Genomic DNA, 17,438 nt, shown 5'->3' on the forward strand with positions numbered 1-17,438 from the left:
TTACGACGCTCGTGCGCGGCATTGCCCGGGGAAGGCCGCCGCGCACCCACTTCACTCTCAGTCTTAGACAGAGGTCGCTCCATGCGCGTCGAACGGGTTCCATTCCGCTTAATCACCGCCGCGACGGCTGCCGTGTTCCTGGCAGCGTGCGGACAAAAACAGTCAGCACCTCCGCCGCAACCGCCCGAAGTGGGCATCGTCACCGTGCAGCCGACGAGCGTGCCGGTCATCGTCGATCTGCCGGGTCGCACCAATGCGTATCTGGTTGCGCAGGTGCGCGCGCGGGTCGACGGCATCGTGCTGCGCCGCGAGTTCACTGAAGGCGCCGAGGTCAAGGCCGGTCAGCGTCTCTACAAGATCGACCCGGCGCCATACATCGCCGCGCTGAACAACGCGAAGGCATCGCTCGCGAAGGCGCAGGCCAACGTCGCTTCGCAGAACGCGCTCGTCGCGCGTTACAAGGTGCTGGTCGCGGCCAACGCCGTGTCCAGGCAGGACTACGACAACGCCGTGGCCGCGCAGGGCCAGGCCGTGGCGGACGTCGCCGCCGGCAAGGCCTCCGTCGATACCGCGCAGATCAATCTCGGCTATACCGACGTCGTCTCGCCGATCACCGGCCGCACGGGGATTTCGCAGGTCACGCCGGGCGCGTACGTGCAGGCGAGCCAGGCGACGCTCATGACCACCGTGCAGCAGCTCGATCCGATCTACGTCGATCTGACGCAATCGAGCGTCGAGGGCCTCAAGCTGCGCAGGCAGATCCAGGAAGGCCGCCTGCAGACCGAAGGCATCCACGCCGCGAAGGTGACGCTCGTGCTCGAGGACGGCCGCACGTACACCGAGCAGGGCAAGCTGCAGTTCTCCGACGTGAGCGTCGACCAGAGCACCGGCTCGGTCACCGTGCGCGCGATCTTCGACAACAAGGACCGCGTGCTCCTGCCCGGCATGTTCGTGCGCGCGCGCATCCAGGAAGGCATGAACGACCACGCGCTCGTCGTGCCGCAGATCGGCGTCACGCACGACCAGAAGGGCCAGCCGACCGCGCTCGTCGTCAACAAGGACGACAAGGTCGAACTGCGCCAGCTCGTCACCGGCGGCACCAACGGCAACAACTGGGTGGTCGACAGCGGCCTGAATCCGGGCGATCGCGTGATCGTGAACGGCGTCGAGAAGGCCAAGCCCGGCATGCAGGTGAAGCCGGTCGCCGCGAAGCTGCCGTATCCGGTCGCGGGCGCCTCCGCCGCGCAGGCCGCGGGTCCGGCTCCGGCGGGCGCGAGCGGTGCGGCCGCCTCGAGCGGTGCGCAAGCAGCTTCGGCCGCGTCTGGCGCGTAAGGCAATAACAGGGAGCCTGTTACATGGCAAAGTTTTTTATCGATCGACCGATCTTCGCGTGGGTGATCGCGATCATCCTGATGCTGGCGGGGATGGCGTCGATCTTCACGCTGCCGGTCGCGCAGTATCCGACGATCGCACCGCCGGCCATCCAGATCAGTGCGACGTATCCGGGCGCCTCGGCGAGCACCGTGGAAAACACGGTGACGCAGGTGATCGAGCAGCAGATGAGCGGTCTCGACCACTTGCTGTATCTCTCGTCGACCAGTGACGACTCGGGCACGGCCACCATCACGCTGACGTTCGCCGCGGGCACGAACCCGGACATTGCGCAGGTTCAGGTGCAGAACAAGCTGCAGCTCGCGACGCCGCTTCTGCCGCAAGTCGTGCAGCAGCTGGGCACGAAGGTCACGAAGTCGAGCTCGAGCTTTCTGCTCGTGCTCGCGTTCGTGTCCGAAGACGGCAGCATGAGCAAGTATGACCTCGCGAACTACGTGGCCTCGAAGGTGCAGGATCCGCTCTCGCGTATCGACGGCGTCGGCACGGTGACGCTGTTCGGCTCGCAGTACGCGATGCGCATCTGGCTCGACGCGACGAAGCTCACGAACTATGCGCTCACGCCCGTCGACGTGAAGAACGCGATCACCAACCAGAACGTGCAGGTGGCGGCGGGCAGTCTCGGCGGCACGCCGGCGGTGCCGGGGCAGATGCTCCAGGCGACCATCACCGAAGCGACGCTGCTGCAGACGCCCGAGCAGTTCGGCAACATCCTGCTGAAAGTAAACCAGGACGGCTCGCAGGTCCGCCTGAAGGATGTCGCGAGGATCGAGCTGGGCGGCGAAAACTACAACTTCGACACGAAGTACAACGGCCAGCCGACGGCGGGCTTCGGTATTCAGCTCGCGACGGGCGCGAACGCGCTGCAGACCGCGAAGCTGGTGCGCCAGAAGGTCGACGAGCTGTCGAAGTACTTCCCGAACGGGCTCGTCGTGAAGTATCCGTACGACACCACGCCGTTCGTGCGCCTGTCGATCGAGGAAGTGGTCAAGACGCTGATCGAAGGTATCGTGCTCGTGTTCCTCGTGATGTATCTGTTCCTGCAGAACCTGCGGGCGACGATCATCCCGACGATCGCGGTGCCGGTCGTGCTGCTCGGCACGTTCGCGATCATGTCGGCGGTGGGCTTCTCGATCAACGTGCTGTCGATGTTCGGTCTCGTGCTGGCGATCGGTCTTCTCGTGGACGATGCGATCGTGGTCGTGGAGAACGTCGAGCGCGTGATGACCGAGGAGCATTTATCGCCACGGGACGCGACGCGAAAGGCGATGGGCCAGATCACCGGCGCGCTGGTCGGCGTGGCGCTCGTGCTGTCGGCGGTGTTCGTGCCGGTGGCGTTCTCGGGCGGCTCGGTCGGCGCGATCTACCGGCAGTTCTCGCTGACGATCGTGGCGGCGATGGTGCTGTCCGTGATGGTCGCGCTGATTCTCACGCCGGCGCTGTGCGCGACGATCCTGAAGCCGCATCCGGAAGGGCATCAGCCCGAGAAGAAGGGCTTCTTCGGCTGGTTCAACCGCAACTTCAACAAGAGCCAGGAGAAGTACCACAGCGGCGTGCAGCACGTGATCCGGCGCTCGGGACGGTGGCTCATCATCTATATCGTCGTGATCATCGCGGTGGGCATGCTGTTCCTGCGTCTGCCGAAATCGTTCCTGCCCGACGAGGACCAGGGCACGATGTTCGTGCTCGTGCAGGCGCCGGCCGGCTCCACGCAGGAGTACACGGCGCACGTGCTCGCGGACGTGCAGAACTATCTGCTGCAGGACGAGAAGGCGATCGTCGAATCGGTGTTCACGGTGAACGGCTTCTCGTTCGCGGGCCGCGGCCAGAACTCCGGTCTCGTGTTCGTGCGGATGAAGGACTACGCGCAGCGTCAGGCGAGCAAGGACAAGGTGCAGGCGCTGGTCGGCCGGATGTTCATGCACTTCGCGCCTTACAAGGACGCGATGATCTTCCCGGTCAATCCGCCTTCGATTCCCGAACTCGGCACCGCCGCCGGCTTCGACTTCGAACTGCAGGATCGCGCCGGCGTGGGCCACGCGAAGCTGATGGAAGCGCGCAACATGCTGCTCGGCATGGCCGCGAAGGACCCGACGCTCGCGCAGGTGCGCCCGAACGGCCTGAACGATACGCCGCAGTTCAAGGTGAACATCGACCGCGAGAAGGCGAATGCGCTCGGCGTCGCGATCTCGGACATTGACCAGACGTTCTCGATCGCCTGGGCGTCGCAGTACATCAACAACTTCCTCGACGTCGACAACCGGATCAAGAAGGTCTACGTACAGGGCGACGGTCCGTTCCGCATGAGTCCGGAAGACCTGAACAAGTGGTACGTGCGTAACACCGGCGGTACGATGGTGCCGTTCTCCGCATTCGCGACGGGTGACTGGATCTACGGGTCGCCCAAGCTCGAGCGTTACAACGGCATCTCGGCGGTGGAAATCCAGGGCGCGGCCGCGCCGGGCAAGTCGACCGGCCAGGCGATGACGGCGATGGAAGCCATCGCGGCGAAGCTGCCGGCGGGCATCGGCTACGAATGGACGGGTCTGTCGTATCAGGAACGCCAGTCGGGCTCGCAGGCGCCGATCCTGTACGGCATCTCGATCCTCGTCGTGTTCCTGTGTCTCGCGGCGCTGTACGAAAGCTGGTCGATTCCGTTCTCGGTGATCATGGTCGTGCCGCTCGGGGTGCTCGGCGCGCTGCTGGCCGCCACGCTGCGCGGTCTCGAGAACGACGTGTTCTTCCAGGTCGGCCTGTTGACGACGGTGGGTCTGTCGGCGAAGAACGCGATTCTGATCGTGGAATTCGCGCGCGAGCTGCGGATACAGGGCATGACGACGGTGGAGGCGGCGATGGAAGCGGCGCGCCTGCGGTTGCGCCCGATTCTGATGACCTCGCTCGCGTTCATTCTCGGCGTGCTGCCGCTCGCGATCAGTAACGGCGCGGGCTCGGCGAGCCAGCACGCGATCGGTACCGGCGTGATCGGCGGGATGCTGACCGCGACCTTCCTCGCCATCTTCATGATCCCGATGTTCTTCGTCGTGATCTCGAAGTTCAGCAAGAGCAAGGATGTGCCGTCGCCGGGTACGTCGGGCGATTTCGAAGGTCCGCATGGCGGCTCGCAGAATGGCTCCGATAAGGAAGGACATTGAGATGCTTAAACATTCCTTGATCGCGGCCGCCGTGGCGGTGTTCGCGGCCGGCTGCACGTTCCAGCCGAAGTACGAGCGCCCGGCCGCGCCCGTCGCGCAGACGTTTCCGGAAGGCGGTGTGTACGCGACCCAGCCGGACATGTCGTCGACGGCGAGCAATGGCCGCAGCGCGAACAGCCAGAGCGCGCCGGACATCGGCTGGCGCGATTTCTTCGCCGACGCGCGCCTGAAGGAAATCGTCGCGCTCGCACTGAAGAACAACCGCGACCTGCGGGTCTCGGTGCTGAACGTGCAGGCGGCGCAGGCGCAGTACCGGATCACGCGCGCCGGACTGTTCCCGTCGCTCGACGCGGTCGCCTCGCAGTCGAAGCAGCGCACGCCGAGAGATCTGTCGTTCTTCAATCAGACGATCTCGAACACGTATAGCGTCGGGCTCAACGCGTCCTGGGAAATCGACTTCTTCGGGCGCGTGCAGAGCCTGAAGGATCAGGCGCTCGCGCAGTATCTGTCGACGGCCGAATCGCGCAAGGCGGCGGAAATCGCGCTGGTGTCGTCGGTGGCGGACCAGTATCTGACGATGCTCGCCTACGACGATCAGCTCGTCGTCACGCAGAACACACTGAAGACGGCGCAGGAATCGTACCGCATCACCAAGCTGCAGTACGACAACGGCACGGGCTCGGAGCTCGACTTGCGGCAGTCCGAGGGCGTGGTTCAGCAGGCGGAGGCGAATCTGCAGGCGCAGGCGCGTCTGCGCGCGCAGGCCGAGAACGCGCTCGTGCTGCTCGTCGGCGAGCCGTTGCCCGCCGATCTGCCGTCGGGCATGCCGCTCGACACGCAGAATCTGCTGTCCGACATTCCGGCTGGCCTGCCGTCCGATCTCCTGACGCGCCGTCCCGATATCGCGGCGGCGGAGCAGTCGCTGCTGGCGGCGAATGCGAACATCGGCGCGGCGCGCGCGGCTTTCTTCCCGAAAGTCTCGCTGACGGGCAGCTTCGGCACGCTGTCGCCGACGCTCGGCGGCCTGTTCAAGCCGGGTTCGGCCGCATGGTCGTTTGCGCCGACGATCGATCTGCCGATCTTCGAGGGCGGTCAGAACGTGGCCAATCTCGATCTGGCGAATATCGAGAAGCGCGTCGAGATCGCCAACTACGAGAAGGCGATTCAGACGGCGTTCCGCGAAGTCGCCGACGGCCTCGCCGCGCGCGGCACGTACGACGAGCAGATCAAGTCGCTCGAGCGTTTCGTGAAATCGCAGAGCCGCCGGCTGGAGTTGTCGGACCTGCGCTATCGCAACGGCGTGGACAGCTATCTGGCCGTGCTGACCGCGCAGACCGATCTGTACTCGGCGCAGCAGTTGCTGATCACCGCGCGGCTGAATCGCCTGACCAACCTCGTCGATCTGTATCAGTTCCTCGGCGGCGGATGGATCGAGCATTCGGGCGATGCGCCGCGTCCGGCCGACGCGCCGGTCGACTACGGCTCGCAAGGCGCGCCGCAGCCGGCCTCGGCGCCGGCGGCGGGGTAGCGCCCGGCGCGACGCCCGGCGTCGCCCGGAGGTTCGATGTAACGGAGCCCGGCCATCGCGCCGGGCTTTTTTCTGTTACGTCTTCGGCATAATTGTTGAACAACTGTCAATTCTTCGCACATTTGCCTCTTGTTTAGGCTTCCTCAGCGCACGCGATATCTATAATCGGCGGCTCGTCAAAGCCGTAACGGTGCAACCCGTTCCCGCGATTTCGTAAAACAGCTTGTCACGAAGCGTCCCAGGCGATATTCGCGGGCATCAGCTTTTTTGGTCGCGGCAATCGGCCGGTGAACGTTGCGCACAGACACAGACGATAGAAATTAGTTATCCAAAAAATAAGGCCGCCTTTCACGGAAGGTGACGGCAACTCGTCGGTATGGCGAGCGCGCACTTTCATGTTGCGGCCGTCGCATTCGCCGACGGCCTTCTGCGATGCGACGAGCCGATCAGCCATCCGAAGCGCCTGCGAGCCGAACGACCGGCTGGCGCAGCGCGGCGATCCGATGCGCGGCATCGCAAGGAGCCCGTCGTGCGCGCGACCCGCATCCAACGCGAGGACGCGCGCCTTTCCCCATTTAGTAACCACAGAGGTTTGCGTTCCATGCGTCTCAAACGGATTCCATACCGCCTCATCGGCGTCACGACAGCCGCCATGCTGGCTGCCGCATGCGGGGAGAAGCATCCCGCGATGGCGCCTCATGCGCCGGAAGTCGGCGTCGTCGCTCTCCAGCCGGTGCCGGTGCCCGTCACCACGGAGCTGACGGGCCGCACGAGCGCCTTCCTCGACGCACAGGTGCGTGCGCGCGTCGACGGCATCGTGCTGCGCCGCGAGTTCACCGAAGGCAGTGTCGTCAAGGCGGGTCAGCGGCTCTACAAGATCGACCCGGCGCCTTACGTCGCGCAGCTGAACAACGCGAAGGCATCGTATGCGAAGGCGCAGGCCAATCTCGTCTCGACGACCGCGCAGGCGGAGCGCTACAAGGTGCTCGTCGCTTCCAATGCCGTCAGCAAGCAAGACTACGACAACGCGGTCGCAGCGCTCGGCCAGGCCCAGGCGGATGTCGCGTCGGCCAGGGCCGCGATCGATACCGCGCAGATCAACCTCGGATATACCGACGTGACTTCGCCCGTCACGGGTCAGGTCGGCATCTCGCAGGTCACGCCGGGCGCCTATGTCCAGGCGGCTCAGGCAACGCTGATGGTGACCGTCCAGCAGCTCGACCCGATGTACGTCGATCTCACGCAATCGAGCCTCGACGGCCTCAAGCTGCGGCGTCAGATCCAGGAGGGGCGTCTGTCGGCGAACGGCCCGAACGCCGCGAAAGTCACGCTGATCCTCGAGGACGGCCGCGTCTATTCCGAGCAGGGCAAGCTGCAATTCAGCGATGTGACCGTGGACCCGTCCACGGGCTCCGTGACGGTGCGCGCGATCTTCACGAACAAGGATCGCGTGCTACTCCCCGGCATGTTCGTGCGCGCGCGCATCGAGGAAGGAGTGAATCCCGGCGCGCTGGTCGTGCCGGTCCAGGGTGTGACGCACGACCAGAAGGGCACGGCGCTCGCGATGGTGGTCGGCAAGGACGGCAAGGTGGCGCAGCGGCCGCTCGTCACGTCGGGCACCTACGGACAGAACTGGGTGGTCGACAGCGGCCTGAACGCGGGCGACCGCGTGATCGTCGACGGCATCGACAAGGTGCGGCCGGGCATGGAAGTGAAGGCGGTGCCCGCGCATCTGCCTCGAGTGCCCGCCGAACCCGCCACCGCCGCCGCCGGGCCCGCGTCGGGCGCGCGGGCCGCCTCCGGCGCCGCCGCCGCTGGCGCCTAAGGACGGGAGGCAAGCTTCATGGCCAAATTCTTCATCGATCGCCCGATCTTCGCGTGGGTGATCGCGATCATCATGATGCTGGCGGGCATCGCGTCCGTCTCGTCATTGCCGGTCGCGCAGTATCCGACGATCGCGCCGCCTTCCATTCAAATCAACGCCACGTATCCGGGCGCATCGGCGCAGACGGTGGAGAACACCGTCACGCAGGTGATCGAGCAGCAGATGAGCGGCCTGGATCACCTGCTGTACCTGTCCTCCACCTCCGATGACACCGGTACCGCGACCATCACGCTGACCTTCGCGGCGGGCACCAATGCCGACATCGCGCAGGTGCAGGTGCAGAACAAGCTGCAGCTCGCGACGCCGAATCTGCCGCAGGTCGTGCAGCAGCTCGGCATCACGGTGGCGAAGTCGAGCAGCAGCTTCCTGCTCGTGCTGGCGTTCGTGTCGGAAGACGGGAGCATGAGCCGCGATGACCTTGCGAACTACGTGGCGTCGAACGTCCAGGACCCGATCAGCCGCCTGAACGGCGTCGGGACCGTGACGCTGTTCGGCTCGCAGTACGCGATGCGCATCTGGCTCGATCCGAACAAGCTGACCAAGTTCAGCCTCACGCCGATCGACGTGCAGAACGCGCTGCAAGGCCAGAACGTGCAGGTCGCGGGCGGCCAGCTGGGCGGCACGCCCGCCGTGCCGGGCCAGTCCACGCAGGCGACCATCACCGAGGCGACCTTGCTGCGCACGCCCGAGCAGTTCGGCAACGTGCTCCTCAAGGTGAATCAGGACGGCTCGCAAGTGCGCATCAAGGATGTCGCGCGCGTCGATCTCGGCGGCGAGAACTTCAATTTCGTGACCCAGTACAACGGCCGCCCGGCCGCCGGTTTCGGCATTCAGCTGGCGACCGGCGCGAATGCCCTCGCGACCGCGAATGCGGTGCGCGCGAAGGTGCAGGAGCTGTCGAAGTACTTCCCGCACGGCCTCGTCGTCAGGTATCCGTACGACACCACGCCTTTCGTGAAGCAGTCGATCTCCGACGTGGCGGTGACGCTGTTCGAGGCCATCGTGCTGGTGTTCCTCGTGATGTATCTGTTCCTGCAGAACCTGCGGGCGACGCTGATTCCGACGATCGCGGTGCCGGTCGTGCTGCTCGGCACGTTCGCGATCATGGGGGCGGTCGGCTTTTCGATCAATACGCTGTCGATGTTCGGCCTCGTGCTCGCCATCGGCTTGCTCGTGGACGATGCGATCGTGGTCGTGGAGAACGTCGAGCGGGTGATGACCGAGGAGGGCTTGCCCCCGAAGGAGGCGACGCGCAAGGCGATGGGCCAGATCACCGGCGCGCTGGTCGGCGTGGCGCTGGTGCTGGCCGCGGTGTTCGTGCCGGTGGCCTTCACGGGCGGCTCGGTCGGCGCGATCTACCGCCAGTTCTCCCTCACGATCGTCTCCGCGATGGGCCTGTCGGTCCTGACCGCGATGATCCTGACCCCGGCATTGTGCGCGACGCTGCTCAAGCCGCTGCCGAAGGGGCACGAAGAGAAGACGACGGGCTTCTTCGGCTGGTTCAACCGCACGTTCGCAAAGAGCCAGGAGAAGTACCACAGCGGTGTCGCTCATGTGCTCCGCCGCTCGGGACGGTTCATGATCGTCTATCTCGTGGTCATCGTCGCGGTGGGAATGCTGTTCAGCCGGCTGCCGAAGGCGTTCCTGCCCGACGAGGATCAGGGCACGATGTTCGTGCTCGTGTCGACGCCCGCCGGCTCCACGCAGGAAATGACGCAGCGCGCGCTGGACGATGTCGCCGATTACCTCCTGAAGAAGGAAGGCGCCGTCGTCGACTCGGTCTTCACGGTGAACGGCTACAGCTTCGCGGGCCGTGGCCAGAACTCGGGCCTCGTCTTCGTGCGGATGAAGGACTTCGATCTGCGCAAGAAGCCGGACGAAAAGGTGCAGGCCCTGGTGGGCCGCACGTACGGCCACTTCGCGAGCTACAAGAGCGCGCTCGTGTTCCCGGTGAATCCGCCGTCCATTCCGGAACTGGGCACGGCATCGGGCTTCGACTTCGAACTCCAGGATCGCGCGGGTCTCGGCCACGAGAAGCTCATGCAGGCGCGCGCAATATTGCTCGGCATGGCCGCGAAGGACCCGACGCTCGCGCAGGTGCGTCCGAACGGCCTGAACGACACCGCGCAATTCAAGGTGAGCATCGACCGCGAAAAGGCGCAGGCGCAGGGCGTCGATCCATCGACGATCGACCAGACGTTCTCGATCGCTTGGGCGTCGAAGTACGTGAACAACTTCCTCGATACGGATAGCCGGATCAAGAAGGTGTACATGCAGGGCGACGCGCCGTTCCGCATGTCGCCGGAGAACGTCAACAGCTGGTATGTGCGCAATGCATCGGGCGCGATGGTGCCGTTCTCGTCGTTCGCGACGGGCGAATGGAGCTACGGGTCGCCCAAGCTCGAGCGCTACAACGGTCTTTCGGCGATCGAAATCCAGGGTGTCGCGGCGCCGGGCAAATCGACCGGTCAGGCGATGGCCGCGATCGAGGCGCTCGCCGCGAAGCTGCCGGCGGGCATCGGCTACGAATGGACGGGCTTGTCGTATCAGCAGATCCAGTCCGGCTCGCAGGCGCCGATTCTTTACGGCATCTCGATTCTCGTCGTGTTCCTGTGCCTCGCGGCGCTGTACGAAAGCTGGTCGATTCCGTTCTCTGTGATCATGGTCGTCCCGCTCGGCGTGATCGGTGCGCTCGTGGCCGTGTCGCTGCGCGGTCTGGAGAACGACGTGTTCTTCCAGGTCGGCCTGCTCACCACCGTCGGCCTATCCGCGAAGAACGCGATTCTGATCGTCGAGTTCGCGCGCGATCTGCAGTTATCGCAAAAGATGGGCCCGATCGAGGCGGCGATGGAAGCGGCGCGCCTGCGTCTGCGCCCGATCCTGATGACCTCGCTCGCCTTCATTCTCGGCACCTTGCCGCTCGCGATCAGCAACGGCGCGGGGGCGGCGAGCCAGCATGCGATCGGCACGGGCGTGATCGGCGGCATGGTTACCGCGACCTTCCTCGCGATCTTCATGGTGCCGATGTTCTTCGTCGTCGTGCGTGCGCACTTCGGCGGCGACAAGGAAGACGCGGGAGCGGCGCTCGCGCATTACGAGCAGCAACGCCGGGCTGAACAAGGCACGAAGGGTGGCAATGGCCCGGGCAACGAAGGACACTGAAATGCGTAGATTCTCCTTGATTGCAACGGCCATCGCGGCGCTGGCGACGGGTTGCACGATGACGCCGAAGTACGAGCGTCCCGCGCCGCCGGTATCGGCGAGCTTCCCGACGGGCAGCGCCTACGCGGCGCAGCCGGGCGCGGCGGATGGCGGCGCGCGCAGCGCCCGGGGCGTGGCCGGCGCCGACGTCGGCTGGCGCGATTTCTTCGTCGATGCGCGGCTGCAACGGCTCATCGATATCGCGCTCGGGAACAATCGCGATTTGCGCGTCGCCGTGCTCAACGTCCAGGCCGCGCAGGCGCAGTACCGCATCGCGCGCTCGGAGCTGTTTCCGACGCTTGCGGCGCAGGCCGGCCAGTCGAAGCAGCGCACGCCGAAGGATCTGTCGCTCTTCAACCAGACGATCCAGAACACCTACTCGGTGGGTCTGAACGCGGCGTGGGAGATCGACCTGTTCGGTCGCGTGCAGAGCCTGAAGGATCAGGCGCTCGCGAAATACTTCGCGACGGCGTACGCGCGCAAGGCGGCCGAGATCTCGCTGGTCTCGCAGGTGGCAACGCAGTACCTGCAAGTGCTGCAAGCCGACGACCTGCTGAGCGTCACGCGGCAGACGCTCAGGAGCGCGCGCGATTCATACGGCATCGTGAAGCTCCAGTTCGACAACGGCACGGCTTCGGAGCTGGACCTGAGCCAGGCGCAAACGGTGATGGAGAGCGCCGCGGCGAATCTCCAGTCGCAGGAGCGCGCGCGGGCGCAGGCGGTCAACGCGCTGGTGCTGCTGCTGGGCGAGCCGATGCCGGGCGACTTGCCGGCCGGTCTCGCGCTCGACGGACAGAACCTGCTCACCGACATTCCGGCGGGGCTGCCGTCGGACCTGCTGCTGCGCCGTCCGGACATCATGGAGGCGGAGCAGAACCTGCTCGCCGCGAATGCGAACATCGGCGCGGCGCGCGCGGCGTTCTTTCCGAGCATCTCGCTGACGGGCAGCTTCGGCACGCTGAGCCCGTCGCTCGGCGGGCTGTTCAAGCCGGGCTCGGCGGCGTGGAGCTTCGCGCCGACGATCACGCTGCCTCTATTCCAGGGCGGGCAGAATCTAGCGAATCTCGATCTTGCGAACATCCAGAAGAAGATCGAGATCGCGAACTATGAGAAGGCGATTCAGTCGGCTTTCCGCGACGTGGCCGACGGGCTGGCCGCGCGCGGCACCTACGATCAGCAGATCGCGGCGTTGGAGCGCGATACGGCCGCGCAGCAGCGGCGGCTGGATCTGTCGACGCTGCGCTACAAGCAGGGCGTCGATAGCTATCTCGGCGTATTGACGGCGCAGCAGGATCTCTATTCGGTGCAGCAGACGCTCATCACCGCGCGCACGCAGCGGCTCGCCAATCTCGTGACGTTGTATCAGGCGCTCGGCGGCGGGTGGGTCGAGCGGACCGGGGATCAGCCGCGCGCGGCGGATGCGGGCTAGCGCGCCGTTTCTGCGTTGAGCTGGTGCAGCACCCCGGGCGTTCGATATCAGCGCCTGGGACACGATCAAAAAAAACGCCGCGGCTCCCACCGCGGCGCATAACGCAAACAGCCAGCAAGCACTTCCAGGGTACGACTTCCTTAGTGCGCGTCTCCCGCGTGGGCCGCGCCATCGAACTCATGTGCGGCTTCGCGGATCTCGCGTCGCGCCGCGCGCTCCTTGCGCACGCCGTTGAACACGATATTCAGAATCACCGCCGACACCGAAGCCAGCAGAATCCCGCTGTGAAGAATCGGCTCCAGCGCGTGCGGCAGTTGCGTGAAGAACTTCGGCGCGACGACCGGCACCATGCCCATTCCCACGCTCACCGCGACGATGAACAGATTGTGATGGTTCTTCGAGAAGTCCACGCGCGACAGCGTCTTGATGCCGTTCGCCGCAACCATGCCGAACATCACGATGCCCGCGCCGCCCAGCACGAACGGCGGCACCGAAGCCACGACCTGCGCCATCTTCGGAAAGAGGCCGAGCACGACGAGGATCACGCCGCCGGTCGCGCAGACGAAGCGGCTCTTCACGCCCGTCACGCCGATCAGGCCGACGTTCTGCGAAAACGACGTATGCGGGAACGAGTTGAAGAGGCCGCCGATCAGCGTGCCGAGACCGTCGACGCGCAGGCCGCGCACGAGCGCCTTCTGATCGACCGGACGCTCGACCAGATCGCCGACCGCGAGGAACATGCCGGTCGATTCGATGAAGGTCACGAACATGACGATGACCATCGTCGCCACGGAGAGCGCATCGAAATGCGGCATGCCGAAATGGAACGGCAGCACGATGCCGACCCACGGCGCGTGCGCGACGCCGTCCATGTTCACGCGGCCGAGCATCGCGGCGATGATGAAGCCCGCGACGATGCCGAGCAGCACCGAAATATTCGCGATGAAGCCGCGCGCGAACTTGTTGATGAGCAGGATCAGCGAGAGCACGACGAGCGAGAGCAGCAGATACACGGGATTGCCGTAATCGGGATTGCCGACGCCGCCCGCCGCCCAGTTGATGCCGACGCCCATCAGCGAGAGGCCGATGACCGCGATCACCGTGCCGACCACGACCGGCGGGAAGAAGCGCAGGAGCTTGCCGATCATCGGCGCAAGGAAGATGCCGATCACGCCCGCCGCGATGGTCGCGCCGAATACGTCGAGAATGCCGAGCGAGGGATTGGTGCCGATCGCGACCATCGGGCCGACGGCGGCGAACGTGCAGCCCATGATGACGGGCAGGCGAATACCGAAGATCCACAGCCCGAGCGTCTGAATCAGAGTGGCGATACCGCATGAGAACAAATCCGCGCTGATGAGAAACGCGACCTGGTCTTTCGGCAGGTTCATCGCTGCGCCGAGAATCAGCGGCACCGCGACCGCGCCCGCGTACATCACGAGAACGTGCTGTATGCCGAGGGTCAGCAGTTGACCGGCGGGCAGCCGTTCGTCGCACGGATGCACGGACGGTTTCACCGAACTTGAAGCCATGTCTCTCTCCTTTATAGCCTTTCCATTTGAATGGCCTCCAAGGTAAGTGCATCGGAAAGCATGAACAAGACCGCGCGGCGCTATACGTCGCGTTCGCCCGACGATATGGATTTCGCGCGCCATCCTTGGCGCAAACGTGCGCAAGCCTTTGCCACAAGGGGTTGGACGCATGACGAGGGAATTTTGTCGTGTGACGAAAGGCCGCTTTGTTCCGACGCTCGTTATGATGTGCATCACGCCGCGCGTATAGTCCGTTTTTCGTCTTCCCCGCGCGTTGGCGGGGTAAACCCCCGTTTTACGCGTTTTCCCTAACGTCATTTCACGCTCGAAAATCCCATGCGTTTTCTCGGCATCGATCTCGGTACGGGCTCCCTCAAACTCGCCATCGTCGACGAAGACGGACGCGAAGTCGCCTTCTCGAGCGCTGCCTATGCCGTGACGAGCGCGCACCCCGGCTGGGCTGAAACGCCGCCCGATGCGTGGTACTCGGCGCTCGTGAATGCCGCATCGCGCCTGCCCGCGAACGAGCGCGAGGCGGTGAGCGCGATCGGCTTTTCCGGGCAGATGCACGGCGTCGTGCCGACCGCCGCCGACGGCCGCGCGCTGCGCGCCGCGATGCTCTGGCCCGACACGCGCGCGCGCGATCTGCTCGACGCGTGGCCCGAGCCGCAGCCGAATCCCGTGGCGCCGGGCATGGCCGGGCCGTTACTGCGCTGGCTCGCGCTGAACGAGCCTCAGGTCGCGGCCGACACGCGCTGGGCGTTGCAGCCGAAGGACTGGCTGCGCGCGAGGCTCGGCGGCGCCGCTTTTGCCAGCTTCCTCACCGATCCGTCGGACGCTTGCGCGACCGCGCTTGGCCGCCCTTCAGGCGAATGGGACGACGCGCTCATCGACAGGCTCGGCTTGCCGCGCGCGTGGTTCGCGCCGCTTGCGGCGTCGCACGAGCGGGCCGGTGCGCTGTCGGAGCAAGCGGCGTCGGCGCTCGGCTTGCGCGCGGGCATTCCGATGGCCGTCGGCGCGGGCGATACGCCGTGCGCCGCGCTCGGCAGCGGTTTGTCCTCCGATGGCGATGCGCTCCTCACCACCGGCACAGGCGGCCAGATCGTCGTGATGTGCGCCGCCGCGCCCGCGCCGGTGCACGGCTTGCACACATACCGCTCCGCGACCGGCGCGTGGTATCGCATGGCGGCGATGCAGAACGTCGGCGTCGCGCTCGAAGCGGTGCGCGGCTGGCTCGGCTACGCATCGTGGCCCGAAGCCTACGACGATGCGTTCGCCGCAAACGCCAGCGCATCCGTGAGCTTTCTGCCGTATCTGAGCGGCGAGCGTTCGCCGTGGATGAACCCGGACGCGCGCGGCGGCTGGCTCGGACTCGGTCTCGACGACACCCGCGGCACGATGATGCGCGCCGCGTTCGAGGGCGTGGCATTCGCCTTGCGTGCGGGACTGGACGCCATTCGGGGCAACCTGGGCGAGCACGGCACCACGCTCGACTCGATGCGTCTCGCGGGCGGCGGCTCGGTCGATCCACGCTGGCGGCAACTGCTCGCCGACGCACTGCGCGTCGAACTGCACGCGGTGGATTGCCCGAACGCGGCGACGCGCGGCGCGGCGATCCTCGGCGGCATCGCGGCGGGCCACTGGCGCGTGGACGACCTCGCATCGCTCGCGCCCGCGGCGACGCTCGCCGCGACGCCCCGGGCAAACGCATCGCTCGATGAACGGATCGCGCGTTTCATCGGTCTGTACAAGCGCGCCGAAGACTGGTTCGCACCGCGGCGCGAGAGCGCTTAAACTTTCGTACCCTTAATTCCGACGCAATATGCGGCGGGGACTATGAAGCGGCGCTTCATATGAGCCGCAAGTGATGCTCGCTTCGTCAAGACAACATCGAATTCAGCCATGCCCGCACCCGAACCGTCCACACCCGCGTTGCACCCCGATTTCCGCTCGCGCGCGTTCCTGCTCGATCACGCGTTGCGCACGATGACCTTCTATCACCCGCACTGCATGGACCCGGCGGGCGGCTTCTACCACTACTACAAGAACGACGGCACGATCTACGACCGCACATCGCGGCATCTCGTGTCGAGCACGCGCTTCGTCTTCAACTATGCGATGGCGCACAAGCACTTCGGCCTCGATGAATATCGCGGCGGCGTGGTGCACGGCATCGAGTATCTGCGCGAGGTTCATCGCAATCCGCGGACGGGCGGCTATGCGTGGACGCTCGATGGCCGCGACGTCACCGATGCGACCAACCATTGCTACGGCCTCGCGTTCGTCGTGCTCGCGTATGCGAAGGCGATCGAAGCCGGACTCGACGAAGCGCGCGCCTATCTCGACGAAACCTGGGAGCTGATGGACACGCGCTTCTGGGACGCGGCGCACGGCCTCTACAAGGACGAAGCGAGCGAGGACTGGCAGGTGTCCGGCTATCGCGGCCAGAACGCGAACATGCATAGCTGCGAGGCGATGCTCGCCGCGTACGAAGCGACCGGCGAAGCGCGCTATCTCGATCGCGCGGCGCTGCTCGCGGACAACATGGTGAACCGCCAGGCGAGCCTCGCGGGCGGTCTCGTGTGGGAGCACTACAAGCCGGACTGGTCGATCGACTGGGACTACAACAAGGGCGACCGCAGCAACATCTTCAGGCCGTGGGGCTTTCAGCCCGGGCATCAGACGGAATGGGCGAAGCTTCTGCTGATCCTCGACCGTCACCGGCCCGAGGCGTGGCATCTCACGCGTGCGCGCGAATTGTTCGATCGGGCGCTGGAACTGTCGTGGGATCACGAGCATGGCGGCATGGTCTATGGCTTCGATCCCGACGGCAAGTTCTACGACGAGGACAAGTATTTCTGGGTTCAGGCGGAGTCGCTCGCTGCTGCGGCCCTGCTCGCGGATCGCGCGCAGCGCGATGGCGACGCCGCGCTCGCCGCGCGCTACTGGAGCGATTACGAGCGCCTGTGGCGCTATGGCTGGGAGCATTTCGTCGATCACAAGTGGGGGGCGTGGTATCGCATCCTCACGCGCGACAACCGCCAGTACAGCGACGAGAAGAGCCCCGCCGGCAAGACCGACTATCACACGATGGGCGCATGCTACGAAGTGCTCAACGTCGTGCGCTGAGACGGAATCCGCATCACCGAAACTCAAGGAGCTGAACGATGAAGACGAAAGCAGCAATTGCATGGGAAGCGGGCAAGCCTCTGACGATCGAGGAAGTCGATCTCGAAGGCCCGCGTGCGGGTGAAGTGCTGATCGAGGTCAAGGCGACCGGCATTTGCCATACCGATTACTACACGCTTTCGGGCGCGGACCC

10 protein-coding genes and 1 pseudogene are annotated in these 17,438 nt (G+C 65.5%); 9 read left to right on the forward strand and 2 right to left on the reverse strand.

The genetic code is table 11. From position 1 onward, the window contains the following. Nucleotides 1–81: 81 nt before the first annotated feature. Genes AWB83_RS17595 through AWB83_RS17605 form a run of 3 tightly spaced genes read left to right on the forward strand, consistent with a single transcriptional unit; the run spans nucleotide 82 to nucleotide 6,069 of the window. Nucleotides 82–1,332 (forward strand): efflux RND transporter periplasmic adaptor subunit, encoded by a 1,251-nt coding sequence (locus AWB83_RS17595; RefSeq protein WP_087046884.1) that lies wholly within the window; start codon nucleotides 82–84, stop codon nucleotides 1,330–1,332. A gap of 23 nt (nucleotides 1,333–1,355) precedes the next feature. Then, complete coding sequence (locus AWB83_RS17600; RefSeq protein ID WP_087046885.1) at nucleotides 1,356–4,541, forward strand: efflux RND transporter permease subunit; 3,186 nt, start codon at nucleotides 1,356–1,358, stop codon at nucleotides 4,539–4,541. 1 nt (nucleotide 4,542) lies between these two features. Then, entirely contained in the window at nucleotides 4,543–6,069 is a 1,527-nt protein-coding gene (locus AWB83_RS17605; protein WP_087046886.1) for an efflux transporter outer membrane subunit, read from the forward strand. A 226-nt stretch (nucleotides 6,070–6,295) separates the two neighbouring features. Here the strand turns inward: AWB83_RS17605 and AWB83_RS17610 are convergent, their stop codons facing one another. Continuing rightward, the gene (locus AWB83_RS17610; RefSeq protein WP_143750071.1) at nucleotides 6,296–6,655 is read right to left on the reverse strand and encodes a hypothetical protein; all 360 of its coding nucleotides are present in this window, start codon (nucleotides 6,653–6,655) and stop codon (nucleotides 6,296–6,298) included. A gap of 15 nt (nucleotides 6,656–6,670) precedes the next feature. Here AWB83_RS17610 and AWB83_RS17615 point away from each other — a divergent pair, with 15 nt between their 5' ends. From AWB83_RS17615 to AWB83_RS17625, 3 genes are read left to right on the forward strand one after another with little or no spacing between them, the layout of a single operon-like run. Then, nucleotides 6,671–7,894 (forward strand): efflux RND transporter periplasmic adaptor subunit, encoded by a 1,224-nt coding sequence (locus AWB83_RS17615; RefSeq protein ID WP_087046888.1) that lies wholly within the window; start codon nucleotides 6,671–6,673, stop codon nucleotides 7,892–7,894. Nucleotides 7,895–7,912: 18 nt separating this feature from the next. Then, nucleotides 7,913–11,116, forward strand: coding sequence for an efflux RND transporter permease subunit (locus AWB83_RS17620; protein WP_087046889.1), 3,204 nt, complete (start codon nucleotides 7,913–7,915; stop codon nucleotides 11,114–11,116). Between the two features lies 1 nt (nucleotide 11,117). Continuing rightward, nucleotides 11,118–12,584, forward strand: a complete 1,467-nt coding sequence (locus tag AWB83_RS17625; RefSeq protein ID WP_087046890.1) for an efflux transporter outer membrane subunit — start codon at nucleotides 11,118–11,120, stop codon at nucleotides 12,582–12,584. A gap of 140 nt (nucleotides 12,585–12,724) precedes the next feature. Here AWB83_RS17625 and AWB83_RS17630 read toward each other — a convergent pair whose 3' ends face one another. Then, nucleotides 12,725–14,116, reverse strand: coding sequence for a nucleobase:cation symporter-2 family protein (locus tag AWB83_RS17630; RefSeq protein WP_087046891.1), 1,392 nt, complete (start codon nucleotides 14,114–14,116; stop codon nucleotides 12,725–12,727). 336 nt (nucleotides 14,117–14,452) lie between these two features. Between AWB83_RS17630 and AWB83_RS17635 the strand changes: the two genes are divergently transcribed. The 3 genes and pseudogenes from AWB83_RS17635 to AWB83_RS35810 form a co-directional block, all read left to right on the forward strand. Next, complete coding sequence (locus AWB83_RS17635) at nucleotides 14,453–15,910, forward strand: xylulokinase (protein WP_087046892.1); 1,458 nt, start codon at nucleotides 14,453–14,455, stop codon at nucleotides 15,908–15,910. A gap of 108 nt (nucleotides 15,911–16,018) precedes the next feature. Then, nucleotides 16,019–17,245, forward strand: a complete 1,227-nt coding sequence (locus AWB83_RS17640) for an AGE family epimerase/isomerase (protein ID WP_087046893.1) — start codon at nucleotides 16,019–16,021, stop codon at nucleotides 17,243–17,245. Nucleotides 17,246–17,283: 38 nt separating this feature from the next. Further along, nucleotides 17,284–17,438, forward strand: a pseudogene (locus AWB83_RS35810) (alcohol dehydrogenase catalytic domain-containing protein); the annotation flags it as partial.

This window comes from Caballeronia ptereochthonis, assembly GCF_001545075.1.
Lineage (GTDB): Bacteria > Pseudomonadota > Gammaproteobacteria > Burkholderiales > Burkholderiaceae > Caballeronia > Caballeronia ptereochthonis.